At 65.8% G+C, this 23,866-nt stretch carries 22 protein-coding genes, 7 pseudogenes and 1 other annotated feature; of the genes and pseudogenes, 14 read left to right on the top strand and 15 right to left on the bottom strand.

The window, feature by feature from the left end:
• Nucleotides 1-226 (top strand): transposase (locus Q0818_RS16460; protein WP_298877416.1); only part of this gene is annotated, 226 nt, incomplete at its 5' end.
• 4 nt (nt 227-230) lie between these two features.
• A pseudogene (locus tag Q0818_RS16455) lies at nt 231-596 on the top strand (excinuclease ABC subunit A); the annotation flags it as partial.
• 126 nt (nt 597-722) lie between these two features.
• Here Q0818_RS16455 and Q0818_RS16450 read toward each other — a convergent pair.
• The 7 genes and pseudogenes from Q0818_RS16450 to Q0818_RS16420 form a co-directional block, all read right to left on the bottom strand.
• Entirely contained in the window at nt 723-1,853 is a 1,131-nt protein-coding gene (locus Q0818_RS16450; protein WP_205797265.1) for an FAD-dependent oxidoreductase, read from the bottom strand.
• 141 nt (nt 1,854-1,994) lie between these two features.
• A complete protein-coding gene (locus tag Q0818_RS16445) occupies nt 1,995-2,297 on the bottom strand; it encodes a putative quinol monooxygenase (RefSeq protein WP_108320577.1) in 303 nt (100 codons plus the stop codon).
• Nucleotides 2,294-2,863 (bottom strand): type 1 glutamine amidotransferase domain-containing protein, encoded by a 570-nt coding sequence (locus Q0818_RS16440; RefSeq protein WP_298877411.1) that lies wholly within the window; start codon nt 2,861-2,863, stop codon nt 2,294-2,296. Before Q0818_RS16440 ends, Q0818_RS16445 begins: the two co-directional genes overlap by 4 nt.
• A 1-nt stretch (nt 2,864) precedes the next feature.
• Nucleotides 2,865-4,031, bottom strand: coding sequence for a glutathione-independent formaldehyde dehydrogenase (locus Q0818_RS16435; protein ID WP_298877408.1), 1,167 nt, complete (start codon nt 4,029-4,031; stop codon nt 2,865-2,867).
• Nucleotides 4,032-5,308: 1,277 nt separating this feature from the next.
• A pseudogene (locus tag Q0818_RS16430) lies at nt 5,309-5,674 on the bottom strand (TMEM175 family protein); the annotation flags it as partial.
• A gap of 57 nt (nt 5,675-5,731) precedes the next feature.
• Nucleotides 5,732-6,520, bottom strand: a complete 789-nt coding sequence (locus Q0818_RS16425; protein ID WP_298877405.1) for an aldo/keto reductase — start codon at nt 6,518-6,520, stop codon at nt 5,732-5,734.
• A 130-nt stretch (nt 6,521-6,650) separates the two neighbouring features.
• On the bottom strand, nt 6,651-6,920 hold the full coding sequence (locus tag Q0818_RS16420; RefSeq protein WP_108320582.1) for a hypothetical protein: 270 nt from the start codon (nt 6,918-6,920) through the stop codon (nt 6,651-6,653).
• 459 nt (nt 6,921-7,379) lie between these two features.
• Here Q0818_RS16420 and Q0818_RS16415 point away from each other — a divergent pair, with 459 nt between their 5' ends.
• A complete protein-coding gene (locus Q0818_RS16415) occupies nt 7,380-8,138 on the top strand; it encodes a glucose 1-dehydrogenase (protein WP_108320583.1) in 759 nt (252 codons plus the stop codon).
• Nucleotides 8,139-8,223: 85 nt separating this feature from the next.
• Here the strand turns inward: Q0818_RS16415 and Q0818_RS16410 are convergent, their stop codons facing one another.
• Both Q0818_RS16410 and Q0818_RS16405 read right to left on the bottom strand, forming a co-directional pair.
• Nucleotides 8,224-8,496 carry an SDR family oxidoreductase gene (locus tag Q0818_RS16410; protein WP_264632333.1) on the bottom strand — a complete coding sequence of 91 codons (273 nt, stop codon included), beginning with the start codon at nt 8,494-8,496 and terminating at the stop codon, nt 8,224-8,226.
• A 61-nt stretch (nt 8,497-8,557) separates the two neighbouring features.
• Nucleotides 8,558-9,091, bottom strand: coding sequence for a DUF488 family protein (locus Q0818_RS16405; RefSeq protein WP_240663945.1), 534 nt, complete (start codon nt 9,089-9,091; stop codon nt 8,558-8,560).
• A gap of 309 nt (nt 9,092-9,400) precedes the next feature.
• Here Q0818_RS16405 and Q0818_RS16400 point away from each other — a divergent pair, with 309 nt between their 5' ends.
• A complete protein-coding gene (locus Q0818_RS16400; protein WP_258222898.1) occupies nt 9,401-9,589 on the top strand; it encodes an SDR family oxidoreductase in 189 nt (62 codons plus the stop codon).
• Nucleotides 9,590-9,653: 64 nt separating this feature from the next.
• Here Q0818_RS16400 and Q0818_RS16395 read toward each other — a convergent pair whose 3' ends face one another.
• The 3 genes and pseudogenes from Q0818_RS16395 to Q0818_RS16385 all read right to left on the bottom strand — a co-directional run bounded on the left by Q0818_RS16395 (nt 9,654) and on the right by Q0818_RS16385 (nt 12,189).
• Nucleotides 9,654-10,241, bottom strand: coding sequence for a recombinase family protein (locus Q0818_RS16395; RefSeq protein WP_298877390.1), 588 nt, complete (start codon nt 10,239-10,241; stop codon nt 9,654-9,656).
• Nucleotides 10,242-10,560: 319 nt separating this feature from the next.
• Nucleotides 10,561-10,986: pseudogene (locus Q0818_RS16390) on the bottom strand (ATP-binding protein); the annotation flags it as partial.
• A 25-nt stretch (nt 10,987-11,011) separates the two neighbouring features.
• Nucleotides 11,012-12,189 (bottom strand): annotated as a pseudogene (locus Q0818_RS16385) (IS3 family transposase).
• 226 nt (nt 12,190-12,415) lie between these two features.
• Here Q0818_RS16385 and Q0818_RS16380 point away from each other — a divergent pair.
• The 10 genes and pseudogenes from Q0818_RS16380 to Q0818_RS16335 all read left to right on the top strand — a co-directional run bounded on the left by Q0818_RS16380 (nt 12,416) and on the right by Q0818_RS16335 (nt 21,856).
• The gene (locus Q0818_RS16380) at nt 12,416-12,775 is read left to right on the top strand and encodes an Hsp20/alpha crystallin family protein (protein WP_366943188.1); all 360 of its coding nucleotides are present in this window, start codon (nt 12,416-12,418) and stop codon (nt 12,773-12,775) included.
• A gap of 94 nt (nt 12,776-12,869) precedes the next feature.
• Nucleotides 12,870-14,735: a molecular chaperone DnaK gene (gene dnaK / locus Q0818_RS16375; RefSeq protein WP_298877382.1), complete on the top strand. Its 1,866-nt coding sequence runs from the start codon at nt 12,870-12,872 to the stop codon at nt 14,733-14,735.
• Nucleotides 14,736-14,753: 18 nt separating this feature from the next.
• Nucleotides 14,754-15,293 (top strand): nucleotide exchange factor GrpE, encoded by a 540-nt coding sequence (locus Q0818_RS16370; RefSeq protein WP_298877380.1) that lies wholly within the window; start codon nt 14,754-14,756, stop codon nt 15,291-15,293.
• Nucleotides 15,294-15,296: 3 nt separating this feature from the next.
• On the top strand, nt 15,297-16,184 hold the full coding sequence (locus Q0818_RS16365; protein WP_298877378.1) for a DnaJ C-terminal domain-containing protein: 888 nt from the start codon (nt 15,297-15,299) through the stop codon (nt 16,182-16,184).
• On the top strand, nt 16,181-16,492 hold the full coding sequence (locus tag Q0818_RS16360; RefSeq protein WP_298877376.1) for a chaperone modulator CbpM: 312 nt from the start codon (nt 16,181-16,183) through the stop codon (nt 16,490-16,492). Before Q0818_RS16365 ends, Q0818_RS16360 begins: the two co-directional genes overlap by 4 nt.
• A complete protein-coding gene (gene clpB, locus Q0818_RS16355; protein ID WP_298877374.1) occupies nt 16,483-19,110 on the top strand; it encodes an ATP-dependent chaperone ClpB in 2,628 nt (875 codons plus the stop codon). Before Q0818_RS16360 ends, clpB begins: the two co-directional genes overlap by 10 nt.
• Nucleotides 19,107-19,523, top strand: a pseudogene (gene trxA / locus Q0818_RS16350) (thioredoxin); the annotation flags it as partial. The gene clpB and the pseudogene trxA, both read left to right, overlap by 4 nt.
• Nucleotides 19,524-19,530: 7 nt before the next feature.
• A pseudogene (locus Q0818_RS16345) lies at nt 19,531-19,724 on the top strand (Hsp20 family protein); the annotation flags it as partial.
• A 278-nt stretch (nt 19,725-20,002) separates the two neighbouring features.
• A complete protein-coding gene (locus Q0818_RS16340) occupies nt 20,003-20,530 on the top strand; it encodes a general stress protein (RefSeq protein ID WP_298877372.1) in 528 nt (175 codons plus the stop codon).
• Nucleotides 20,531-20,591: 61 nt separating this feature from the next.
• A pseudogene (locus Q0818_RS16335) lies at nt 20,592-21,856 on the top strand (IS3 family transposase).
• Nucleotides 20,891-21,025 (top strand) — a sequence feature (AL1L pseudoknot). Its footprint overlaps the pseudogene before it by 135 nt.
• Nucleotides 21,857-22,000: 144 nt before the next feature.
• Here the strand turns inward: Q0818_RS16335 and Q0818_RS16330 are convergent.
• The 3 genes from Q0818_RS16330 to Q0818_RS16320 form a co-directional block, all read right to left on the bottom strand.
• Nucleotides 22,001-23,092 carry a hypothetical protein gene (locus Q0818_RS16330; RefSeq protein WP_366943189.1) on the bottom strand — a complete coding sequence of 364 codons (1,092 nt, stop codon included), beginning with the start codon at nt 23,090-23,092 and terminating at the stop codon, nt 22,001-22,003.
• Nucleotides 23,093-23,185: 93 nt separating this feature from the next.
• On the bottom strand, nt 23,186-23,311 hold the full coding sequence (locus tag Q0818_RS16325) for a hypothetical protein (RefSeq protein ID WP_298877368.1): 126 nt from the start codon (nt 23,309-23,311) through the stop codon (nt 23,186-23,188).
• A 287-nt stretch (nt 23,312-23,598) separates the two neighbouring features.
• Nucleotides 23,599-23,748, bottom strand: coding sequence for a hypothetical protein (locus tag Q0818_RS16320; RefSeq protein WP_298877366.1), 150 nt, complete (start codon nt 23,746-23,748; stop codon nt 23,599-23,601).
• Nucleotides 23,749-23,866: the final 118 nt, after the last annotated feature.

The raw sequence follows: 23,866 nt of genomic DNA, 5'->3' as shown, positions 1-23,866 counted from the left end.
ACGACAAGACCGCCACCTCATACGCAGCCGGACTCAACCTCGCCGCAGCACTCCAATGGATATAGCAACACGGCCTAGCAACGGGCCGACCGAGGGGCTCAACGGACGGCTCGAACACCTACGCGGCTCCGCACTCGGGTTCCGCAACCTGACCAACTACATCGCCCGAAGCCTGCTCGAGACCGGCGGCTTCAGACCCCAACCCCTACACCCCCGATTGGGATGAGCCGCTTTCCGGGGGTGAAGCGCAGCGTGTCAAGCTCGCGACCGAGTTGCAGCGGGCGCAGCGCCGAGACACGCTGTACGTCTTGGACGAGCCGACCTCCGGGCTCCACTGCGCCGACACGGATCGTCTGGTCGCGCATCTGCAGACGCTCGTCAAGGCGGGTAATACTGGCGTCGTCGCGGCAGAGCTCGATATGCGTGTCATCGCAGTGGCCGACCACGTGATCGATCTAGGGCCCGGTGCGGGCGACGCTGGCGGGACCGTGGTTGCAGCTAACACGCCCGAGCACGTCGCGAACAAAGGCGTCGGTTCTTCCGCCGGCTACCTCACCGCCGCACCGCACGCAGCCATCAACGTAACCCCATCCTGACGAGTGACGAGATCGTAGTCTCGGGCGGGGAGCTTAGAGGCCAGGACGTCCAACTCCTCGATCGTGGGTTCGCTAAACAGTTTGCCGGCCAGAAGCGCGGATCCCCCCGCGATAGAGAGACACGCCCTAGCTCTGGGCCTCGCCGAGGCGCGCTTCGGGCGTGAGCTCGGCGCGGAGACCGCCGCCGGTCGCAGCCCGGGCAAGAGCGCGACCCAGCGCAGGTGCCTGCTTGAACAAATTGTGACCGGCCACAAAAAAGACAGAGCCCGCCTCCCACACGGCCACGCCGTCCTCACTCCACGGGAGGTCGGTCACCCAGCAGTGAAGGAAGTCGCGCGGCTCAGGGTGAAGACCGGGCAGCGCCCGTGTCACGTACTCGCGTGCGCGTTCGTCCAGCGATCGAATCGCCGCCGGGTCGATGAAAGTTCCGTCGTCGCGGACGCCGACGGTGTCGCTGAGTCCAACCGAATAGCTGCTATTACCCGGTAGCGGCGTCGCGTAGACGCCGACCTCGCCGAAGACGCCGCTACTGTCCTGCAGGCACGCGACTCGTGCCGGGGCGGCGGCTTTCACGTCGAAGGTCAGCCTGACGTGTGCGGCGAGGCGAACCGGCAGCGACAGGCCGACGCTGCGTGCCAGGCGGGCGGTTTCGCGGCCGGCGCACACGACCACCTTGGAGTAGATAGACCGGTCGGTGACGCTGCGCACCTCGACCGTTCCATCGGCGCGGGGATCGATGGAGATGACCTCACCGGTGGTGACCGCATCTGCAAGGGCACCCGTGAGTGCCGTGATTGCGGCGCGGGTGCGGATCGCGCCGCCTGACTCGTCGAGCACCGCTGGCCCCGAGTACCCAGCGAGCAGCGGCATCCGCCGGGCGACCTCGGCCGCGTCGATCTCGTGAGCTTCCACGCCGCCGACCTCGTCGAGCACCCGCAGCCGCGCCAGGGCGCTGTCTCCGATCGCCAGGACACCGTCTGATGAGACCAGCTCGACATCGAAGTGTTCGGCCCACTCATCCCATACGCCGCGGCTTTCGCGCGCGAAAGCGACGAGTCGCGGGTCGTCGTGGGCATGCCGGAAGATCCGCGACTCGCCTGCGGACTGACCCGTCCCGGGCAGACCAGCCTCGTACAAGCGCACCGGCACGCCCTGCTCCCGCAGCGCGTACGCCGTCGACAGACCGACGATCCCGCCCCCGATCACTGCTACCTCGGGTGCACGCGTCGTGGCAACGCCGTCGTCAGTTCCTGTCATCGCGGTTCCCCGATCTGTTGCTGATTAGCGATAGGCCGCAAAAGAAGGGGCCGCTGCCACGACGTCAGCGGGCTGTGTAAGCCCGAAGTCACCGCGCGCAGCGACCCCTCCTTTCTGTGCCAATACTCCCGGGCTGTCGTGTCAGGCGGGGAGTTTGGAGCCCAGGACGTCGAGCTTCTCGATCGTCGGTTCGCTGAACAGTGTGCCGGTCTGCTCGCCGAGAGCGGTCGCTACTGCGCCGGACAGGTGCGCGTCGCGGCCGGCGTCATCGGGGAACACGTCGAAGATCCCGAAGGAAGAGGGGCCGAGACGAATCGCGAACCACGCTATGGTGGCCGGTTCCTCCTCGACGAGTCCTCGCCCGATGCCGAGAAATTCTTGGACCTCGTCTTCCTTGCCGGGCAGGGCCTCCAGCCTGACAAGCAGTCCCTTTGTCACGCTCATGACGTCACCTCCTCCTGGGTCGAGTTGCTCGCAAATTTCGCCACGATCGTGTCGCAGAACGCAGGCAGGTCCTCGGGTGAGCGGCTGGTGATCAGATTCCCGTCGACCACGACGTCCTGGTCGACGACGTCAGCACCGGCGTTGCGCAGGTCTGTGCGGATGCTCGGGAAGGACGTCAAGGTGCGACCTCCGACCACGCCAGCCTCGATCATCGTCCACGGCCCGTGACAGATCGCCGCCACGGGCTTGCCACTCTCGACGAAGTCGCGGACGAAGGAGACGGCGTCCTCGTCGACCCGGAGCTGGTCGGGGTTCACCGTGCCGCCGGGAAGCAGCAGGGCGTCGTAGTCGCCCACCGAGGCATTGGCGACCAACCCGTCGACGGTGAACGTGCCCGCTTCATCCAGGTCGTTCTCACGGGCCTTGATCTCGCCGTCGTGGATCGAGAGGACCTCGGTCTGAGCGCCGGCCCGTTCCAGTGCTTCGCGGGGTTGCTCGAGCTCAACGCGTTCGACTCCGTCGGCGGCGAGGATCGCGACCCTCTTGCCCTGGAGATCTGCTGCCATCTCAGTTTTCCTTCTTTCCGTTTGACATGCCGGGCTTGATGAGGACCTTGGTCCAACCCTTGGACCGGGCGTCGAAGTTCTTATAGGCATCGGCGGCTTGGTCCAGCGAGATTTCGTGGGAGACGATCCACGAAGGGGTCGCCTTGCCGGCCGCGATCAAGTCTCGCAGTCGGCGGTTGTACCGCTTGACCGGGGCCTGACCGCTTCCCATGGTCTGACCCTTGAACCAATGTGTGCCGTAGTCGATGGCTGCCTTGCCCTGTTTGGCCAATTCGCCCTTGGCCCCCGGGTCCTGGGGGATGAACACGCCAACGGTGCCGATTCCTCCGGTGAAGCGGACCGCGTTGATGAGCATGTTCAGCGTGGCGGCGGTGTCCTCGTTGCCCTGGGGATCGTGGGCCTGGTAGCCCACGCATTCGCAACCACGGTCAGCTCCGAGCCCCATCGTCTCGTCCAGCACAGCCTGCACGGGGTCGACCTTGGAGTCGTCGATGGCAATCGCACCGATCTGCTCGGCCAACGCGAGCCGGTCAGGGTGACGATCGACCACCATCACCTTCGCGGCACCCTTGATCATCGCGGACAGGGCAGCCATCAGCCCGACCGGGCCCGCCCCGGCGATCACAACGCTGTCGCCGGGTATCACGCCGGCCATCTCGGTGGCGTGGTAGCCGGTGGGGAAGATGTCAGAGAGCATGACGTAATCGTTCTCCTTCTCCTCCGCATCCTCGCCCAGGCGCAGCGCGTTGTGGTCACCGAAAGGCACGCGGAGCAGCTCCGCCTGGCCACCGCCATAGGGACCCATGTCGGCGAACCCATAGGCCGCTCCGGCGAAGGATGGTTCGGGCTGGGTGGTGAGACAGTAGTTGGTCAGGCCGCGTTCGCAGTTCTTACAGAAGCCGCACGAGATGTTGAACGGGAGCACAACCCGGTCTCCGACCCTGACCTTCTCCACGCCGCTGCCGACTTCGATGACCTCCCCCATGTTCTCGTGACCGAACGTCCGGCCTACCTCGAAGGACGTCCGCCCCTCGTACATGTGCAGATCCGAGCCGCAGATGTTCGTCGTCGTCACCCTGACCAGGACATCGGTAGGGCGCTCGATCTTCGCGTCCGGGACGTCCTTCGTGCTGACCTGACGGGGCCCCTCGTACACCACTGCCTTCATGTCCACTCCCATCAGATGTATTGCTCGATGCTTCTTTGACGGGGCCTCGACAACGCCGGCCCTCCGCGAGACAGCAAACGCCCCCGCCGAACGACATGTCAAGGGGCTCGCCCTTGAGTTGACGTGTAGCGATCGAGCCGGGATAGTGCCCGGGTCCCGCTGCGCGGAACCCTCTCCCCCAGTCTCAGGGCATGGGGTTTCTCGGATCAAAAGAGCCACAGTCGACACCCGACCAGCGCCGTCGATGCCTGGGATGCCGCACTCGCGGATCACAGCAAGGAGATGCTGAGCCGGCTGCGGGCCGAGGTTGAGCAGATTCAAGCCGAGGCTGACGCCTCGGACGACCTGGCGGACGAGCACCCGGAATAGAACATCTGTTCTAAAATCGATAACCTGGCGGTCCGCAAGGAGGATCGGCAGTGGGTACATCGAAGCGATACGCGTCGGCGGTCGATCGCAGGATGGATACCCGGATACTGGAGCGGATCGCTGCGGAGGCCGGCCCCCTGCAGTCGCTCTCGAGCGCTGAGCTGCGGTTAGACGTAGAACCGGTGACTATCGACCCGCGGCCGAAGCCGGCGAAGGCGTGGGTGCGCTTCGGCGCGACGCCGGCGCTCGTCGACGCGGAGGTCTGCCGGTGGACAGCGGATGCCTGCGCGATCAGGTTCCGCGTGGGCGAGACGGAGATGAAGGCATGGGTATGGGCCTCGGCGGTCACGCCGGCCTCTCCTGGAAGGCGCTGAACGTCCCTGTGGACGGTTTCTGCGGCGCCGCCGGCATCCCGGTTGCCTGGCGTCATGGATGACGACGAATGGCCAGGCTTCTCCCCTACCTGTGAGCGCTGCCTGGTGCAGCTGCAACCGTCGTGGAACCCGCCGACTCCCCCGGTCTGGCGGTGCCCGAATTGCGGCCTGGTGCGCGTGTTCTAGCCGATCTGGCGATCGGCGAGCAAAGCAAGCCCGAAAACGTCGGACGACGGTAGGTCGCTAGTCACTCGCAAGGAACGAGCAGCTCCGAGGTACCATCCGCTCCTTCAGTCAACGAGCCATCTGATCGTGTCCCGGTTCCATACCGGGTCTGTACACGGGCTTTGCGGGGGGAATGACGTAGCCCAACGTTACAATCCCCGCCGCGATCAATCCGCCACGCCAATTCCAGAACGCCACTCCGGACGCCGCCCAGTAGGCAGCGGCGGTAAGACCATATTTGATGGTGAGGCGGCGAGGATAAGCCTCGGTCAGCCTTTGATCGGGTAGACCTTTGGCGGTGGCGTGCACTCACCGAAGAAACCACCAGGTCGCCGGTGCCGCTGCTATGCCCAGGTACCAGAGGGCGGCGGTTGTGCTGTCCGCATCTCCACCGAAATGTTCGACCAACGGGCGCGCGGGAAATGGAGTGATACTGACCGCAGCCAAGAAGCCGATGGTCAGCAGGTTGTAGCCGTGGTCGGTCTTCTCTAGCAGCTTGCCGCTGAAATGGCTGTGGGCCCAATAGAGGCCGATGAGGATCACGCTGAGGACGTAGGCGGCGTAGTCCGGTGCCAGCTTCAGGTAGGCCGCGGCGAGGTCGCCATCCTCAGGCCTCGGTGCGTGCAGTTCCACCACAGGAAGTGTGATCGCGATCGCAAGCACCGCGTCGTTGAACGCCTCGAGCCGATCCGTCTCACGTTCGGTTCCCTTGAGAGAAAACCGCCATTTGAGCTAGAGCATCTCGAGCGGGCGACGGTCGCGTGGCCGAGGAAATGCCGCGTCGAGTGTCGCAAGGTCGGCGTCGGAGAGGACGATATCTGCGGCTGCCCGGTTCTCCCGCACATGTGCGATCGAACTCGCCTTCGGGATGGCGATGAGGCCATCGTGCCGCAACGTCCAGGAAAGTGCGACCTGCGCAGGGGTAGCACCGACCTTGGCTGCGATCTTCACAAGGGAGGGATGGTTTGAGAGTCGTCCCTGCTCGACGGGACTATACGCCATGACAGGCATTTCATGAGCGACGAGCCACGGCAACAATTCCAACTCAGGGCCTCGACGGACGAGATTGTAGAGAACCTGATCGGTCACGCAGCCATCCCCGCCGGCAGAAACAAGCTCGTCCATGTCGTCAGTATCGAGGTTGCTGACACCCCAATACCGAATCTTCCCGGCCGATTTCAGCGCCTCCATCGCTTCTATCGTCTCAGCGAGCGGCACCGATCCCCGCCAGTGGAGCAGGTAGAGGTCGAGCCGGTCGGTGCCGAGACGTCTCAAGCTCGCCTCGCATGCGCGTGAAAGGCGTGCGCGCGAGGCGTTCTGCGGATACGCCTTGCTGACGAGGAACAACTGGTCGCGCCGGTCGCCTAGCGCTTCGCAGATCAGCGTTTCCGCCGCGCCGTCGCCGTACATCTCGGCAGTATCAACGAGCGTCATGCCCAGCTCGACACCGGCGATCAACGCGGCGATCTCGTCGGATCGTCGCTCAGCACGCTCGCCCATCTTCCAGGTGCCTTGACCCATCGAAGGAACGACTTCTCCGCCCGGCAAAGTCACATGTCTCATATGCCGTCACTCCTTCAGATGTTCTCGGGTCGCCGCGTCTACCCACCCCCGGAGGGTACAACGCACACCACACGCTCGCGTCCCCCATCTATGACAGGCGTACCGGGGACGCCGGCGCGCAGGGCAGTTTCTCGGTCGGCTCGTCCACGTCCCGCACGGCGGCAATGGACCAAGCAGGGTCGCGGACCCAACTGCCCTCGATCGTCCTCACAGTCGGCGCGCTCCTATTGTTGCTGTTCGGAAAGGCCCTTCTGACCCCGAAGTCGGTCGCGATCTGCTTGATCGTCACACCATCTTCACGACCGCGAGCCACGCGCACGACATCGTCGCGGAACTCACGAGGATAGGGCTTGGGCATGATGACATCCTCCCAGCGGCACCAACCAGCACCACAGATCAGGTGTCACCTATCCGTGCAGCAGTCCCGTCGGCTCGGGGGCACCGTCAGTGTCGCGCCAGTTATCGTGTCGCGCGAACCTCGCAGTCCGATTCGTCCTCTGCAATGAACACACTTTCAACCGTCACGTCCCAGTGCCTGTACCGGCCCGATCCCTCGAGCTCGCGCTCGATCCTGTTCATGAAAGAGGTCGTCGCGCTGCCCACGTGGGGCAGGAACGGGCCGTAGTGAACCGCCCTCTCGTCGCCTACCGGACACTAGGCTCGCGTTCATGGGAACGATCTCATTCGCCTTCTTCGGCATCGACCGCCCCACCTTGGATAGCGACGTCCGCCGGCTCACAGCCGACACCGCGTCGCAGCTCCCGCACTGAACGAGCGACGCCGACCGACGCCGCTCCCCGAGAGAAAGAAGCACACAATGTCAAACTCGCTCGATGGCAAGGTCGCACTCGTCACCGGTGGTGGCGGAGGGATCGGGCGCGAGACCGCGAAGGTCCTCGTCGACCACGGCGCACGGGTCGTCGTCGCCGACCTGTCCGAGAATGCCGGCAACGGGACGCTCGAGTACATCGACGGCGGAGACGCCGTGACGTTCGTCCGGGCGGACGTGACCGACCTCGCGTCGATGCAGCACCTGGTCCAGGCCACGGTGGACCGCTACGGCCGACTCGACATCGCGCACAACAACGCCGGCATCGAGGTCACCGGCCCCGACCTCGCCGACGTTACGGTGGAGCAGTTCGACAAGGTGATCGCCGTCAACCTCACCGGAGTGTTCATCAGCATGAAGGCCGAGATCCCGCAGATGCTAGCGCAGGGCGGCGGATCCATCATCAACACCGCCTCGTCCCTCGGGCAGGCCGCCATCGCCCACCAGTCCGCCTACGTCGCGTCGAAGCACGGCGTCATCGGCCTCACCCGAGCCGCCGCGGTGGAGTACTCCGACAAAGGCATCCGCGTGAACGCAGTGCTGCCCGGGGTGATCCAGACGCCAATGATAGACGCGCTGGAGGAGACCTACCCCGGCTTCAAGGACGCGCTGCTGACGAAGCACCCGATCGGCCGACTCGGCACGCCGCACGACATCGCCGAGATGGTCGCGTGGCTCGGTTCGGACGCGGCCGCCTTCGCGACCGGCTCGCAGTTCGCCGTCGACGGCGGGTACCTCGCGATTTAGACGAGGTGGCCACGACGGACGGGAGGCACGGTGTCAGCTGGCACCGTGCCTCCCGTCCGTCACCGGTCGCGCCGCGACCCGCGTGTCAACCGTTCTTCGCGGCCAGTCGGTCCGTCTCGCTGTCGTTCCGCCACCCGGCGGTCGCGCCGCCGTCGACGCTGTAGTTCTGTCCGGTCACCCAAGAGGACTCGTCGGAGGCCAGGTAGAGCGCCGTGTACGCGATGTCCTCGCCCGTGCCGGGGCGTTGAATGAGCGCGTTGCCGACCTGCCAGGCCTTGCCCTCCGCGTCCACCGCCTTGTCCGTCGCCGGGGTGCTGACGATCGGCGCTTCCGACCCGCCGTAGTGCAGTGTGCCCATGGTGGACGACATCCATTCTCGGAATGACAACTCGGTCACATCGGCGAGAGGCTCGCTATGCCTACGGTTGCCCTTCCAGGTTAGTGGGCGGGTACCAGACCCGCTGCCCGTCCACCGACGCGAACGACGTGAGTGTGTGGGGTTTGGTGGAGGTGGCGCTCATGATGTCCTTCACAGAAATGTGGCGAACGAGCAGCGCATCCGCGATGAGAGACCGGTGGCAGCGCCACGGGACCGCTTCCGCGCACATGATCGCCACAGTCTTCTCTTTTGCTCGATCGATTAGACGGTCTATTCCACGCGCGAAGGGCTCGGTTTGCATGTAGTCGGCGTAGCTTCGGAAGCTTTTGTTGCGCCAGGCACCGTTGATGCTCTCCACATTCACTGGGGTGTGGCGGAGACCGCCGAGTTCTTTCATCCGCGCATAGTGCAGGCCTGCGTCCGTCAGGTTTTCCTCAAGCGCCTGCGCGCCGAATTGCGGGTTATGTCGGGAGCCGGGAACCGTCCGCACATCGATGAGTTGTTGCACGCCGTTGTTTTCGAGCAGCGCTATGAACTCCTCGATCGGGTGTGTGGAGTGACCGATGGTGAACACTGTCGAGGGTTGCATCCTGCTCCTGAACGGTTGCGAGCGGTCGGTTGCGACCGGGGAACTCCTCGCACCCAAGGGGTCCCCCGGTCAGCCGATCAGCGGCTCGCTCCCTTGAGCAGGATGGTGCGGGTGCCGTCGTCGAGGTCGATCCACCAGACGAGGCGGTTGCTGTCGCGGTCGATGCCTGCCCGGTGGGCGGGCAGTCTGAATCGGCCTGACTTTCGTTCCTATCGGGAGCCTTGTCCGACAGGTGTCGGATTGGCTGATTCCTGATCAGCGTAATACGCCTGTTCGACCTCGGCGGGTGTGCGCATGTCGGAGGAGACCTACCCCGGCTTCAAGGACGCGCTGCTGACGAAGCACCCGATCGGCCGACTCGGCACGCCGCACGACATCGCCGAGATGGTCGCGTGGCTCGGTTCCGACGCGGCCGCCTTCACGAGCGGCTCGCAGTTCGCCGTCGACGGCGGGTACCTCGCGATGCCGGTGGGTGTGCCGTAGTCCGTGGCGTGCAGCGCCGCGGCCCGGTTGGTGATGAGGTCAAGGGCAACTAGTCGAACCCCCCTCAGCCACGACGCGCCTCCATCCGCTTCTGATGCCTGCCGGCCGCGCGGTAGACGCTGCTGCGCGACGTGTTGAATAGCGTGGCGATCTCTGCCGGAGTCATCTCGTTGTCCGCGAAGTGCCTGGCGATCGCCGCATCCTTCTCGGGCGACAAGCTCGGCTGCCGGCCTTTCAACTTCGCCCGGACCGCGGGGCGCGCCATCGCCTCCTGGGTCCGGAGACTGATCCATCCGCCCTCCGCCTCAGCCATGCCAGCGAGGAAAGTGAGAAACAGCTTCGACCACGGGTCGCGAGGGTCGTACGTGGTGCGCCCCATCTGAAAGATCACGCCGCGTTCGGTGAGCTCACGAACCTGCCGGAGCGTCTCTTCCGCATTCCGCGCGAACTGGTCCAGCCGTGGGACGACGAGAGTATCCCCCTCCCGCACCGCGGCCATCGCTTCACGCAGCCCTGAACGTTCGAGGTTCTTACCCGTGAACCCCTCGTCGGTGTAGATCCGGTCGGGGGCGACACCCAGCTCGAGCAGGGCGAGGCGCTGCGTCTCGACGTCCTGGGCGATAGTGGACACCCGTGCGTAGCCAACGATCATCTGACCCTCCTCGTCGTCCCATATAGGGAACCGTCAGCGGGATTTCTTACGAACACGCTATATGGGACGGTCGACATCGTCGGTGAGGCACGTGATTCTGCCTGAGTCGTCAGCAAGCGCGCACGCTCGATGGCGTCCCACAAAGCGATCCCCTTGCGGTCACATATGGCAGCCCTTCCCGAACTCACGTTCGACCCACCGAAAACGTCCGATGAGGGCTTCGGCCAGTGGCCGTTACGGCGGGGGGTTTCGCAGGTTCCTGTGACCTGTCATCCGATGTGGCAGCGTTCTGTTCAGCAAAACGGCGGTGTCCGCCGGTGACGAGGACGCTGGCGGCGGCTTCGATCACGCCGTCGGTGATGGTTTCGAGTTGGTTGATGCGTAGAACTCGTTGGATCTGGGGGAAGAGGCGTTCGAGGAGGCGGAAGTTGCCGCGGGTGATGCGTTCGATGGCCGCGATGGCTTGAGCGTCGGTGAAGTCGTCGGGGTCGAGGGTTTTGCCGAGGCGTGTCCAGTGGCGGTCGAGGACGAAGAGCAGCTCGTCGCGTCCGAGGGCGCGGTAGCGGTGGGAGAAGCCGAGGCGGCTATAGAGCTGGGGGTAGTGGCGGAAACGCTGGTCGATACCGGGCATGCCGATGAGGACAACGGCGACGCGGGTGCGGTCGTGGTGGTCTCTGATGAGCTCGAGCCCGGTGGGGTAAGACCGTTCGGCTTCATCGATGATGAGCAGTTCGATCGGGCGTGAAGCAGGAATCGGTGACAGGTTCAGTTTAGGCCGCGAGTGTGAGCGGCTCGGTTAGCTTGGCTTCGAACTCGATGGGGGTCAAGCCGCCGAGGGTGTCCTGGGCTCGTTGGCGGTGATATTTCCGCTCGATCCAGACGACGATCGCGAGCCGCAGCTCCTGCCGCGTTGTCCACCGCTGCTGGTTGAGCACGTTCGTCTGCAGCAGCGACCAGAACGATTCCATGGCCGCGCTGTCTCCCGCGGCGCCGACGCGCCCCATCGATCCGACCATGTCGTGACGGCGCAGTTCGCGGGCCATCGCGCGGCTGCGAAACTGGCTGCCCCTATCGGCGTGCAGGATGCAGCCGGCGACTTCACCGCGGCGGGCGACGGCGTTTCGGACGGCGTCGACGGCGAGTTTCGCGGTCATCCGATCCGAGATCGAGTAGCCGACGATCCGGTTCGAGAACACGTCCTTGATCGCGCAGCAATAGAGCTTGCCTTCGCTCGTCCGATGCTCCGTGATGTCCGTGAGCCAGAGCCGGTTCGGCGCGTCCGCGCGGAACACCCGCTGCACGTGATCGTCGAACACCGGCGGGCCGGCCTTCTTGCCCTTCCCGCGCCGACGGCGCTGCGCGGACGAGGGGATCCCGGCCTGAGAGCACAGCTTCCACGCCGTGCGCCTGCTCATCCGCCAGCCCGCCCGGCGGGCTTCGTCGGCGAGGTATCGGTATCCGAACGCGGGATCGTCGTGGTGAGCGTCGTGCAGCGCGTTGATCCGATACGCACGGAGCACGTCGGCATCCCTGACGGGGTCGTTTCGCCACCGGTAGTAGGGCTGTCTTGCGAGCTTCAGGACCCGGCACGACACCGTCACGGGAATCCCCGCGTCGGCGAGCTCAGATACGAGCGGGTACGTCATTTTGGGGAGCCACCGAGTTTCGGGTTCGCCTGCGACAGATACGCCGCCGCTCGCCGGAGGACCTCGTTCTCCTGCTTAAGGAGGCGGACCCGCTTCTTCAGTTCACGAGCCTCGGCAGCGTCCGCCGCGGTCTGACCGGGACGGTTGCCTTCCTCGACGTCGGCTTGACGGAGCCAGTTCTGCAACGTCGCCTCGCTGATACCGAAGTCGGTCGCAATCTGCTTGATGCTGACGCCGCTCTCACGGCTACGAGCGACAGCGACGACGTCCTCGCGGAACTCTCTGGAATAGGGACCGGGCATGATGACATCCTTCCCGCCAGCGCCTCCCGGCACTAACGATCAGTTGTCACCAGTTCCTGCTTCACGCCCTGACTTGCGAGATGTCTACGTAGGGTCCAGTCTGGCGCCAGAGCGAGTTTCGTCTCGCGGACTCGGCCGGTGCCCGGCCGGGCAGCGCGAGCCGATGCGCCGCACGGCGGTTCGGCGACTCAGCGTCGATGTGGAGGTGGTGAGATGGTGACCTCATGTGCGGACCTGCGCATCTTTCAGCAGATGGATCCGCGCTCGATGTCGGTCGATCTGTCCCGAGAGGGCGACGAGTACGTTCCTGAGGCGAACCTGCCAGGCATCGACTCGGAGTCCATCGAGCTGGGTGGACGGCCAGCTGCTCACCGTCCGCGCGGTGAGCGTCCAGTCCGCGACCGCCGACGCGAAGTGGTTCACCGCCGAACGGCCCCACGGGCAATTCATGCGGCTGCTGGGACTGGCGCCCCGCATCGACAGCGACAGCGTCACCGCCAGCTGCGACCGGGGCGTCCTGCGGGTGGTGATGCCCATCGAGCAGCCCGCCGTCCGGAAGATCCCCCTGAAACAGCCCGCTTCCTGACTCTGGGCACTCAGCCCTGCGCCTGCGCCGATCCTGGCGCGCTCTTTGACGACCCCTGAAACGTGTCTCACGTGACAAGAAAGGAACAACCATCATGGCCAAGGCAGTAGGAATCGATCTGGGGACCACGAACTCCGTTATCGCCGTTTGGGAGGCTGGCGAGGAGAAGGTCATCCCGAACGTGGAGGGAGCCCGCACTACCCCGTCGGTGGTCGCTTTCACCGAGGACGGTGAACGGCTGGTGGGGCAGCTTGCCCGCCGGCAGAGCATCCTCAACCCGAAGGGCACCATCTCGTCCGCCAAGCGGTTCATCGGTCGGTCCTTCGACGAGATCAAGGAGGAAGCCAACGCCGTGGGCTTCGACGTCGTGGAAGGCCCCAACGGCGAAGCACGGTTCAACATCCGCGGCAAGCAGTACGCGCCGGAGGAGATCAGCGCCCAGGTGCTGCGCAAGCTCGTCGACGACGCCAGCAAGTTCCTCGGTGAGAAGGTGACGGAGGCCGTCATCACCGTTCCCGCCTACTTCAACGACGCCCAACGCACCGCGACCAAGGACGCCGGACGCATCGCCGGGCTCGAGGTGCTGCGCATCATCAACGAGCCCACCGCCGCCGCACTGGCGTACGGAATGGACAAGAAGAACCACGAGACCATCCTGGTGTTCGACCTCGGTGGCGGCACGTTCGATGTCAGCCTCCTCGACGTGGGCGACGGGGTCGTCGAAGTGCGATCCACCGCGGGTGACACCCACCTGGGCGGCGACGACTTCGACCGCCGGCTGGTGGACTACTTTGCCGACGAGTTCAAGAACGAGAACGGCATCGACCTGCGCAACGACCCGCAGGCGCTGCAGCGACTGTTCGAGGCCGCCGAGAAGGCGAAGGTCGAGCTCAGCTCGGTGTCCCAGACCCAGGTCAGCCTCCCCTTCATCACCGCCGACGCCAGCGGACCCAGGCACCTCACCATGACCGTGAAGCGATCCAAGTTCGAAGACCTCACCGCTGACCTCGTTGAGCGGTGCCTCGGTCCGGTGCGTCAGGCGATGGCCGACGCGAAGGTCAGCGAGAACGATATCGACGAGGTCATCCTCGTGGGCGGTTCCACCCGCATCCCCGCTGTCCAAGCGCTCGTCAAGCGGCTCACCGGCGGCAAGGAGCCGAACATGACGGTGAACCCCGATGAGGTGGTCGCTGTGGGCGCCGCCATCCAGGCGGGCGTCCTCAAGGGCGACGTCGACGACGTGCTGCTGCTGGATGTCACCCCGCTGTCGCTGGGTGTGGAGACCCGCGGTGGCGTGATGACGAAGATCATCGAACGCAACACCACCATCCCCGCCCGACGCAGCGAGGTGTTCTCCACGGCCGAAGACAACCAGCCGTCGGTGGAAATCGTCGTCCTGCAGGGCGAGCGGGAGAACGCTGCGGACAACCGGGTGCTGGGCCGGTTCCAGCTCACCGGCATCCGCCCCGCTCCTCGCGGTGAAGCGCAGGTGGAGGTCACCTTCGACATCGACGCGAACGGCATCCTGCACGTGACGGCGAAGGACAAGGACACCGGCACCGAGCAGGGCATCACCATCAGCGACACCTCGAATCTGGACCAGGGCGAGATCGACCGGATGATTAAGGAAGCCGAGCAGCACCGTGCTGACGACCAGGCGCTGCGCCAGGCCGTGGACGCCCGCAACGAGCTGGACTCCGCCGCCTACCAGGTCGAGCGGGTACTGCGTGAGCTCGGCGACGCTGCACCGGAGCACGAGCGTGCCCGCGCGGAGCTGCTCATCACGCAGGCCCGCGAGGCAGTGCAGAACAACGTCGGCGAGCAGGAAGCGAAAGAGCGCACCGGCGAGCTGCTGCAGGTTGCGCAGTCCCTTGCTGCGGCCCGCGCGAACGCCAGCCACGCTGAGCAGCCCGCTCAGGACGACGAAGACGACGTCGTCGACGCCGAATTCGACAGGTAGCACGGAGGGAGGATCGCGATGGTCGAGGAGCAGAACGAGGACATGCGGGCCGTGGACCTGCTGAACGACGACCTCACCGACGTGTCCCCGGAGGAGATCCGCGCCGCGCAAGCAGCGGTCGCCGCCCAGTTGGAGACGGCCGAGGACCGGTGGCGCCGGGCGGCGGCGGACTACGACAACCTCCGCAAACGGATGGCGCGCGAGATCCAGACCGTCCGCGAGCAGGAGCGGCGGCACACCGCCAAAGCCTTCTTGCCCGTCGTCGACGGGCTGGACCGGGCGCTCAGCTTCGGGGTGGACCTTGACGAGGGCGTTCTGGGTGGCATGCAGGCCATCCGGGCGCAGGCCGCTGATGCGTTGCGCGCACTCGGTTACCCCGAGATTGTCATCGACGGTGCGGAGTTCGACCCGCAGCTGCACGAGGCGGTCTCGGTGGTCGAGGATGCCAGCGTCCCGCCGCGCAGCATCCTCGCCGTCACTCGCCCCGGGTTCGGAACGCCTGAGCGGATGCTGCGACCGGCTGCGGTCGTGGTCACCCGCAGGCCGGATGAGGAGTAGGAGATGGCGGAGGATCTCTACAGCGCGCTCGGGGTCTCCCGGTCGGCGGATCAGAAGGAGATCCGCCGCGCCTACCGGGAGAAGGCCCGTAAGTTCCACCCGGACGTCAACAAGACCCCGGGGGCGGAGGAGACCTTCAAACGGATCAGTGAAGCCCACGATGTGCTGTCGGACCCGGAAACCCGCGCACAGTACGACCGGTTCGGTGAGAACTTCCGGCAGTACGCCGCCGCGGACGCGGCTCGCTCCTCCGAGCAGCCGCGCCGCAGCGGCGGCACCCGATACACGTGGAGCGGGGGCGGCGCGCAGAGCGTGAACTGGGAGGACCTCTTCGGGGGCGGCTTCAGTGGTTTCGGTCGCGGCGCCGACCACACCGCGGAGCTGGAGATCACCGTCGAGGAGGCCTACCGGGGCGGGCGGCGCACCGTGCAGGTCGCGTCCCCGTACGGCGGCGCGCAGGAGTACACCATCGATATCCCAGCGGGCGCTGTCGACGGGCAGCGGCTGCGGATCGCGGGCGCAGGCGGAGCGGGCGCCGACGGACAGGACGGGGACCTGCTGGTCACGCTGCGCGTGAAGGACAGTAAACGGTACCGGCTCAGCGGCGCGGACATCGAAACGGACCTTCCCATCTCACCGTGGGAGGCGGCGCTGGGCGCGGATGTCAGCGTGCCCACCCCCGGCGGCACGGTCACCGTGCACGTTCCGCCCGGCTCGTCCACTGGCAGGCGGCTCCGCCTGCGCGGGCAGGGGATGCCCCGCAGAGGACAGCCGGGAGACCTGTATGCGCGGGTGAAGGTCGTCGTTCCCCGCACTCTCAGCAAGAAGGAAAAGGAGCTGTTCGAACAGCTCCGCGACGTATCGTCGTTTGATGCCAGGAGAGGATCATGACCTCACATCACCTGCCCGTCCGTGTCGCCCGGGCCGACCTGGCGACGACCGCGGTGGCCGCAGGTATCCACCCGGATACGCTGCGGAAGTTCGTCGAGCTGGGGCTGGTCACCGCCCACGTCGACACCAGCGGCCGGCTGTGGTTCGCCCGTACCGTCCCCGCCCGCGTGCACACCATCGTGCGTCTGCACTCCGATCTTGCCGTGAACTACGCCGGCATCGCACTCGTGCTCGACCTGCTCGCCCGCATCGAGCAGCTCGAGCAGCACCGGACCATCCGACTTGAAGGAGACACCTCATGGACATGAACTCACTCACTAAGAAGTCGCAGGAAGCGCTCACCTCGGCCCAGAGCATCGCGGTCCTGGCCGGTCAGATCGAGACGGATGAGGAGCATCTCCTGCTCGCACTGCTCCAGCAGGAGGAGGGGCTGGTTCCCCGACTGCTGCAGACAGCGGGTGCTGACGTGGAAGCGGTACGCGCCGACGTCGAAGCGGAGATCGCCCGCAAGCCCAGCGTCTCCGGGTCCTCCCCGCAGACCGGTCAGGTGTACGTGAGCCGCAGCCTCACCTCCACCTTGGAACGGGCGGAGCGGGAGGCAAAGCGGCTGAAAGACTCCTACATCTCCGTGGAGCATCTCGTGTTGGCCCTCGCCGACGACTCCTCCAACCGTGCCGCGTCCCGCGTGCTGCGCGGGCACGGTGTCACCCGGGAGAGCTTCCTCGGCGCGCTCACCAAGATCCGCGGCAACCAGCATGTCAACTCCGCCACCCCCGAGCAGACGTACGAGGCGCTGGAGAAGTACGGCCGTGACCTGGTCGCTGACGCCCGGTTGGGCAAGCTTGACCCGGTCATCGGGCGTGATGCGGAGATCCGCCGGGTCATCCAGATCCTCTCCCGCAAGACCAAGAACAACCCCGTCCTCATCGGCGAGCCCGGTGTCGGAAAGACCGCCATCGTGGAGGGCCTTGCCCAGCGGATCTTGCGTGAGGACGTGCCCGAGGGCCTCCGCGACAAGACCGTGTTCTCGCTGGACCTGTCTGCCCTGGTCGCCGGCGCGAAGTACCGGGGCGAATTCGAAGAGCGAATGAAGGCAGTCCTGGCGGAGGTGCAAGCAGCGGAGGGACGGATCCTGCTGTTCATCGACGAGTTGCACACTCTGGTGGGGGCGGGAGCCACCGAAGGGGCGATGGACGCCGGCAACATGCTCAAGCCGATGCTCGCCCGCGGGGAGCTGCACCTCATCGGTGCCACCACCCTCGATGAGTACCGCAAGCACATCGAGAAGGACGCTGCCCTGGAACGCCGGTTCCAGACGGTGATGGTCGAGGAGCCTGACGTGGAGGACGCGATCTCCATCCTCCGCGGCCTGCGCGAACGGCTGGAGGTCTTCCACGGTGTCCGCATCCAGGACAGCGCACTGGTCGCTGCCGCCGTGCTGTCTTACCGGTACATCTCCGACCGGTTCCTGCCCGATAAGGCCATCGACCTCATCGACGAAGCCTGCGCACGACTGCGAACCGAGATCGACTCGATGCCCGCTGAGCTCGACGAGCTGACTCGGCGGGTGACTCGCCTGGAGATCGAGGAAGCGGCGCTGTCGAAGGAAACGGACGCTGCCAGCAAGAACCGGCTGGAGGAGCTGCGCCGGGAACTGACCGACCTGAAGGCGGAGGCGGACTCCAAGCGCGCCCAGTGGGAGGCGGAGCGTCAAGCGATCCGCAAGGTCCAGGAGCTGCGCGGTGAGCTGGAGCGGTTGCGGCGGGAGGCGGAGGAAGCTGAGCGCTCCTACGACCTCAACCGTGCCGCTGAATTGCGGTACGGGGCTATCGCTGACGCGGAACGACGCCTGCACGCCGAGGAGGAGCGTCTCACCTCCAAGCAGGGCCGGCAGCGGCTGCTGCGGGAGGTGGTCACCGAGGACGAGATCGCCGAGATCGTCGCCGCGTGGACGGGGGTCCCCGTGGCCCGGCTGCAGGAAGGTGAACGCAACAAGATCCTCACCCTGGACGCCACCCTCAAGGAGCGGGTGGTCGGTCAGGATGAGGCCATCACGCTCGTCAGCGACGCGATCATCCGTGCCCGCTCCGGCATCCGCGACCCGCGCCGCCCCATCGGCTCGTTCATCTTCCTCGGCCCCACCGGTGTGGGAAAGACCGAACTGGCCAAAGCGCTCGCGCAAGCACTGTTCGACAGCGAGTCGGCGATGGTCCGGCTGGACATGAGCGAATACCAGGAACGTCACACCGTCAGCAGGCTGGTCGGTGCACCTCCCGGGTATGTCGGGTACGACGAGGGAGGGCAGCTGACCGAGGCGGTGCGCCGCCACCCGTACAGCGTGGTCCTTTTCGACGAGATCGAGAAAGCGCACCCGGACGTGTTCAACACGCTGCTGCAGGTCCTCGACGACGGCCGCATCACCGACAGCCAGGGACGCACCGTCGACTTCCGCAACACCATCGTCATCATGACCTCCAACATCGGTGCCCATCACCTGTTGGGCTCCGATGGCGGCGCGATCCCCGACGACGTGCGAAACCGTGTGCTCGGTGAGTTGCGCGCCCACTTCCGTCCCGAGTTCCTCAACCGGGTGGACGACATCGTGGTGTTCTCGCCGCTGGGTCGTGAACAGATCCAGGACATTGTGGAGCTGCAGTTCACCGACCTGCGCTCCCGGCTGGCCGAGCGTCAGATCCGCATCGAGCTGACGCCCGCGGCACGCCAGCTCATCGCTGACCGCGGCTACGACCCCGTGTACGGTGCGCGTCCGCTGCGACGCTACATCAGCCATGAGATCGAGACCCGGCTGGGTCGTGCGCTGCTGAGCGGGCAGGTGATGGACGGGTCGACGGTCACGCTGGACGTGCAGGACGACGACCTCGTCTTCAACATCGCAGCGCCCGCCGAAGAGGAGGACGCGGCGTGAGCGCGATTGTGACCTGCCCCAACTGCGGGAAGAAGAACCGTGTCCCCGCCGTCGCGTCGGGGTACCCGCGCTGCGGCGTCTGCAAGAGCGCCGTGCCGTGGATCGTCGATGCGGGCGATGCGGACTTCGCCGAGGTGGTCGAGCAGGCCCCGCAAGTGGTGCTCGTGGACTTGTGGGCGACCTGGTGCGGACCGTGCCGGATGGTCAGCCCTGCCCTCGAGAAGGTCGCCACGAAACGTGCCGGCAAGCTCAAGCTGGTGAAAGTGGACGTGGACGCCGCGCCGGAGACTGCCCGTAAGTTCTCCGTCCAGGCGGTGCCGACCCTGCTCATCCTCGACCAAGGGAACGTGCTCTCTCGCCAATCCGGAGCCGCCCCGCCGGACGTGCTGCTGCGCTGGGTGGACGAGGCGCTGCCGCACCGAGGGAGCCAAGTGGCTCGTTCAGGAGCGGCCCGCCGGCACCTACCTCCGCCAGTTCAGTATCGGCGAGGGTGTCGACTCAGCCAACATCTCCGCCTCCTACGACAACGGCGTGCTCAGCCTGTCATCCCAGTAAGCGAAAAGGCAAAACCCCGCAAGATTCATGTCCTGAGTCAGCACTCGACTCAGGAGTAACGCCCGGCCGGAAACCCATCGACGAGCCAAAGTTAGCCAGACGACAAGCCCCCAACCGACATAGAACTTGCCGCGGATGTAGGGCACGAAACAATTCAACTCGATGCTTCTCGTTCGCGGGACGCGCCGAAAGCAAACAAGGGCGACCGTTCCCTGATGCCGAACGGCGCAACACCCGTCCTTGCAAGACCGGCGTGCACCCAGCCTTCTGGTCTTAGCACGGTGGTTCATCCAGTTTTCACCAAAGTTCATCCAGTTTTCACTAAAGGAGTACGCCCATGACCAGCCCCGAGGCCCCTCGCAACAACCCTCCGGAACAGGACGCTAGTGAGCTCCCGTCCACCAATGACCCCCGCTGGAAACAAACGATCGCGCGGTTCTCTGACTACGCCAGTGCGCAGGCAGCGGTCGACCGTCTTTCCGACGCCGGCTTCGCTGTGGAACGAGTGGCGATCGTGGGGCTCGACGTTCGTGTTGTCGAGCAGGTACTCGGTCGCTTGACAGGAGGAAAGGCTGCGCTACGGGGCGCAGCCGTTGGAGCATGGTTCGGTGTTCTGCTAGGTCTGCTGTTCGGGCTGTTCGCCCCCGGATTCGGTTGGCTGGCCATCGTGATCATCTCGGTCGCCTCTGGCGCAGTTTGGGGCGCTTTGCTTTACTTCCTTGGACACCTGGCTACGGGCGGCCGACGGGACTTTGACTCACTGGAGACCCTTGAGGCGGGCCACTACGAGGTCCAAGTGGAAGCACCATACGCTGCGGAGGCCGCTCGTCTCCTCGCGGACCAGACCGCCCACCCCGGAGACTGAAAAGGCGTGAAGCGCCCTGAGTTTGTTGGAGGCTCCTGACCTTGGAAACGAGGATGGAGTTATGCCGAAGGAACTGGCGAGTGGGAAGCCGACGACGCGTCGCTACTCGGTCGAGGAGAAGGCCGCCGCGGTGCGGATGGTGAGAACGCTGCGCGCGGAGCTCGGCGTCACGCAAGGGACGGTCCAGCGGGTCGCGACGCAACTCGGCTACGGGGTCGAGTCCGTGCGGATGTGGGTGAAGTAGGCCGACGTCGACGACGGCGTCGCGCCGGGTGTGAGCTCGGCCGAAGCGCAGCGGGTACGTGAGCTCGAGCAGGAGAACCGGGAGTTGCGTCGGGCCAACGAGGTGCTCAAGCGGGCGGCGTCTTTCTTCGGGGCGGAGCTCGACCGCCACTACCGGAAGTAGTCGCATTCATCGACGCGAACAAGGACGACCTCATCGACGGTCGCCGGCTCGGAGTCGAGCTCATCTGCAGGCTGCTGCAGGTGGCTCCGAGTAGCTACTACGCCGCCAAGACCCGCGCCCCTTCGGCGCGGACCGTGCGGGACGAGGAGCTGATCCCGCAGCTGGTCGAACTCTGGGAGACCAACTACCGCGTCTACGGGGTCCGCAAGCTCTAGAAGGCTGCCCGCCGCGCGGGCATCATGATCGGCCGCGACCAGACCGCCCGGTTGATGCGCGCCGCGGGGATCGAGGGCGCGAGGCGTTCGAAGCGGGTCAAGACGACGAGGCCGGATCCGGCGTCGGCGCGCCACCCTGACCTCGTGAAGCGGGAGTTCACCGCGCCCGCCCCGAACCGGCTCTGGGTCACCGACCTGACGTTCGTGCCGACATGGGCCGGCGTCGCCTACGTGTGCTTCATCATCGACGCGTTCAGCAGGATGATCGTGGGTTGGCGGGTCGCGTCGCACATGCGAACCGAGATGGTCCTCGACGCGATCGAGATGGCCCGCTGGTCCCGCGGCGCCCGCCACGAGGATCTGCGGTGTCACAGCGATGCGGGCAGCCAATTCACGTCGATTCGTTATGGCGAACGCCTCGCCGAGATCGGCGCGACACCCTCGATTGGGACTATCGGGGACAGCTATGACAACGCCCTCGCCGAGACGGTGAACGGCTATTACAAGGCTGAACTCGTCCGCGGACCTGCCCAGCCAGGGCCGTGGAAGACGGTCGAGGACCTCGAGCTCGCGACACTCGGGTGGGTGCACTGGCACAACACGCAGCGACTCCACGGCTACCTCGGTGACGTCCCGCCCACCGAGTTCGAGAACGCGTTCTATGCTGTCCCCAACGACCGCAACCTGCTGGTCGGAATCAAATAGCGCGAGTCTCCATCAGACCCAGGGCGCTTCACCGGGCATGATGACATCCTTCCCGCCAGCGCCTCCCGGCACTAACGATCAGTTGTCACCAGTTCCTGCTTCACGCCCCGTAGATGTTTCAGTTTCTTCTGTGCTTGGGCTGTGTCAGGTGCTGGACCGGGTGTAGGCAGCGGCGCGCACCACATCTTCGTCCTCCAGTCCAGCTCCTAGAGCTCCGCCCACGGTGGCCAGGCTGGCGGTGAGCCAGCTGATCTTCGCGTAGTCCAAAGCGTTCACTGGGTGACCGGCGACACCGGCCAGTACCTGCTCGTCGATGAGCAGCAGCGCGACGACCCAGGACAGGATGAATAAGACGAGGTAGAACACCACAACCCCGATGGCCACGGTCGCGGTGGTGGCCAAATTGAACAGGATCACCTGCTCACGTTGGGCTCGCCGCCGTGGGCGCTCCCACAAGTCGGCTCCCAGGATCAGGGTGGCACTCACCGCCCCGATCGCCATCACCGCCAGGAGGACCAGGCGCACCGGCCCGTAGGCCATGGCCAGTACCCATAGGTCCGAGGCCACCAATGTCAGCATGCCGGTGGCCGCTGCCACGACCAGCGCCCGGGAGAGCCGGGCCACGAAGGCCCAAGGCTGGTTGGCGCGGATCATGCCCAGCAGCAACCGCACGTTGCCGCTCAGCACTCGGGCCGTGAACTGCACGACGTTGTCGTCCGGGCGTTCGTCGAGATCGGTGGACAGCTGGTGGGCTCTTCGAGCAAGATCCCGCTGGGCGTTGGGGTCTTCGGCGTCGTAGCCCAGAAGCTGCCCGACCACGTGCACGGTGGTCTCTTGCACCTTCTGCCGCACGTGCACGGGTCCCAGGGTTGGGACGGAGACCAGTCCTACCCCGTGCACGGGGCTGAGCTGGGTGACCACCGGACGTCGGCCGGTCTTCAGGGGGATCTCGGTGAGCACCACGGCCAAATCCCAGTTCTCCTCCAGCACGCGGTTTCGGGCCGCCTCCAGCAGGTCCAAGGTCTCGGTGGGTGGATCGACCAGCCGGTCTTCGGCCATCTTCAGTTGCCAGCGCACTCCCGGATACCGCTGCACCAAAATCTTGCGCACCGAGGTGGTGACCTCGGGGCCGAGCACCGCACTCAGGGATGGTGAGACCACCAGGCCGATGAGCAGCTCGGCATCGGAAAGGGGTTCGGCAGGATCGGCGGTGGATCGGCAACGCTCAGCAGTCACCCCTCCATGGTGAGGCAACCACGGGTCGGATTGCCACTGGCTCGATGGAGCCCCCAAGGTTTCGTGCAGCAGGGTGTTCATGGTGGGGTCCTCTCAGAACAGGGGCGCGAGGGGCGCGTAGTCGGGGCCGGGGATGGGTTCGGTGGTGACGGGGAAGATGCGGGGCTCGTGGCGTCGACCGGGGTAGCGGCGGTCGATGTCGAGGGCGGTGTCGGGCACGCACCAGGCGGGCTGTTCGTCCCAGGCGAGGGAGAGTTCGAGGGCGGCTTCCTCGAACGATTCGGCCCATCGACCGACGATGCGGCCGCTGGTGGTCTGGGCCGTCCACCAGGCGCGGCCGGGGGTGGAGGGTCCGTGACGGTCGTAGGTGGGGACTCCGAGGGCGGTGAGTTCGGCGTCGAGGGCTTCCCATTCTCGGCGGACGCTTTCGTTGGTGGCGGGCTCGACGTACCCGACGCGGGCGCGGATGCGCTGGGCGCAGGTTCAGAGGGTCGTAAGGTCGGTGCTCACTGGGCCGCTCCCGCCAGGTGGGTGGTGTATCCGGCGGCGGTGTAGCCGTTGGCGCACCAGATGCACACGGGGTACCGGTCGTCGTCGATCGGGTCTTCCACCTCGCGCGTCGCGATCGCTCCACAGTCGATGCAACTGAAGTCCATTGCCTCTCCCCCTCCGTTTTCCCGGCGTCGGGCCGGACACGTAGGGCGCGTTGCTAAATCCTGTTCCGCAGGGGCGGGGCGATCCTTGAAGCGTGTCGCGAGATGTCATCACAGATGA

The organism is uncultured Microbacterium sp. (assembly GCF_947489255.1).
In the GTDB taxonomy this organism is placed as follows: Bacteria; Actinomycetota; Actinomycetes; order Actinomycetales; family Microbacteriaceae; genus Microbacterium; species Microbacterium phycohabitans.
Note: the sequence above shows the minus strand (reverse complement) of the source record. Positions and strands in the feature narration are given on the sequence as shown.

Coding starts and splice junctions, on each gene's coding strand:
- dnaK (WP_298877382.1), top strand. CDS start 12,870: ATGGCCAAGGCAGTAGGAATCGATCTGGGGACCACGAACTCCGTTATC.
- Q0818_RS16395 (WP_298877390.1), bottom strand. CDS start 10,241: ATGATCGTTGGCTACGCACGGGTGTCCACTATCGCCCAGGACGTCGAG.
- Q0818_RS16365 (WP_298877378.1), top strand. CDS start 15,297: ATGGCGGAGGATCTCTACAGCGCGCTCGGGGTCTCCCGGTCGGCGGAT.
- Q0818_RS16425 (WP_298877405.1), bottom strand. CDS start 6,520: ATGGGTCAAGGCACCTGGAAGATGGGCGAGCGTGCTGAGCGACGATCC.
- Q0818_RS16415 (WP_108320583.1), top strand. CDS start 7,380: ATGTCAAACTCGCTCGATGGCAAGGTCGCACTCGTCACCGGTGGTGGC.
- Q0818_RS16440 (WP_298877411.1), bottom strand. CDS start 2,863: ATGGCAGCAGATCTCCAGGGCAAGAGGGTCGCGATCCTCGCCGCCGAC.
- Q0818_RS16420 (WP_108320582.1), bottom strand. CDS start 6,920: ATGCCCAAGCCCTATCCTCGTGAGTTCCGCGACGATGTCGTGCGCGTG.
- Q0818_RS16445 (WP_108320577.1), bottom strand. CDS start 2,297: ATGAGCGTGACAAAGGGACTGCTTGTCAGGCTGGAGGCCCTGCCCGGC.
- Q0818_RS16320 (WP_298877366.1), bottom strand. CDS start 23,748: ATGGACTTCAGTTGCATCGACTGTGGAGCGATCGCGACGCGCGAGGTG.
- Q0818_RS16450 (WP_205797265.1), bottom strand. CDS start 1,853: ATGACAGGAACTGACGACGGCGTTGCCACGACGCGTGCACCCGAGGTA.
- clpB (WP_298877374.1), top strand. CDS start 16,483: ATGGACATGAACTCACTCACTAAGAAGTCGCAGGAAGCGCTCACCTCG.
- Q0818_RS16400 (WP_258222898.1), top strand. CDS start 9,401: ATGTCGGAGGAGACCTACCCCGGCTTCAAGGACGCGCTGCTGACGAAG.
- Q0818_RS16410 (WP_264632333.1), bottom strand. CDS start 8,496: ATGGGCACACTGCACTACGGCGGGTCGGAAGCGCCGATCGTCAGCACC.
- Q0818_RS16360 (WP_298877376.1), top strand. CDS start 16,181: ATGACCTCACATCACCTGCCCGTCCGTGTCGCCCGGGCCGACCTGGCG.
- Q0818_RS16340 (WP_298877372.1), top strand. CDS start 20,003: ATGACCAGCCCCGAGGCCCCTCGCAACAACCCTCCGGAACAGGACGCT.
- Q0818_RS16370 (WP_298877380.1), top strand. CDS start 14,754: ATGGTCGAGGAGCAGAACGAGGACATGCGGGCCGTGGACCTGCTGAAC.
- Q0818_RS16435 (WP_298877408.1), bottom strand. CDS start 4,031: ATGAAGGCAGTGGTGTACGAGGGGCCCCGTCAGGTCAGCACGAAGGAC.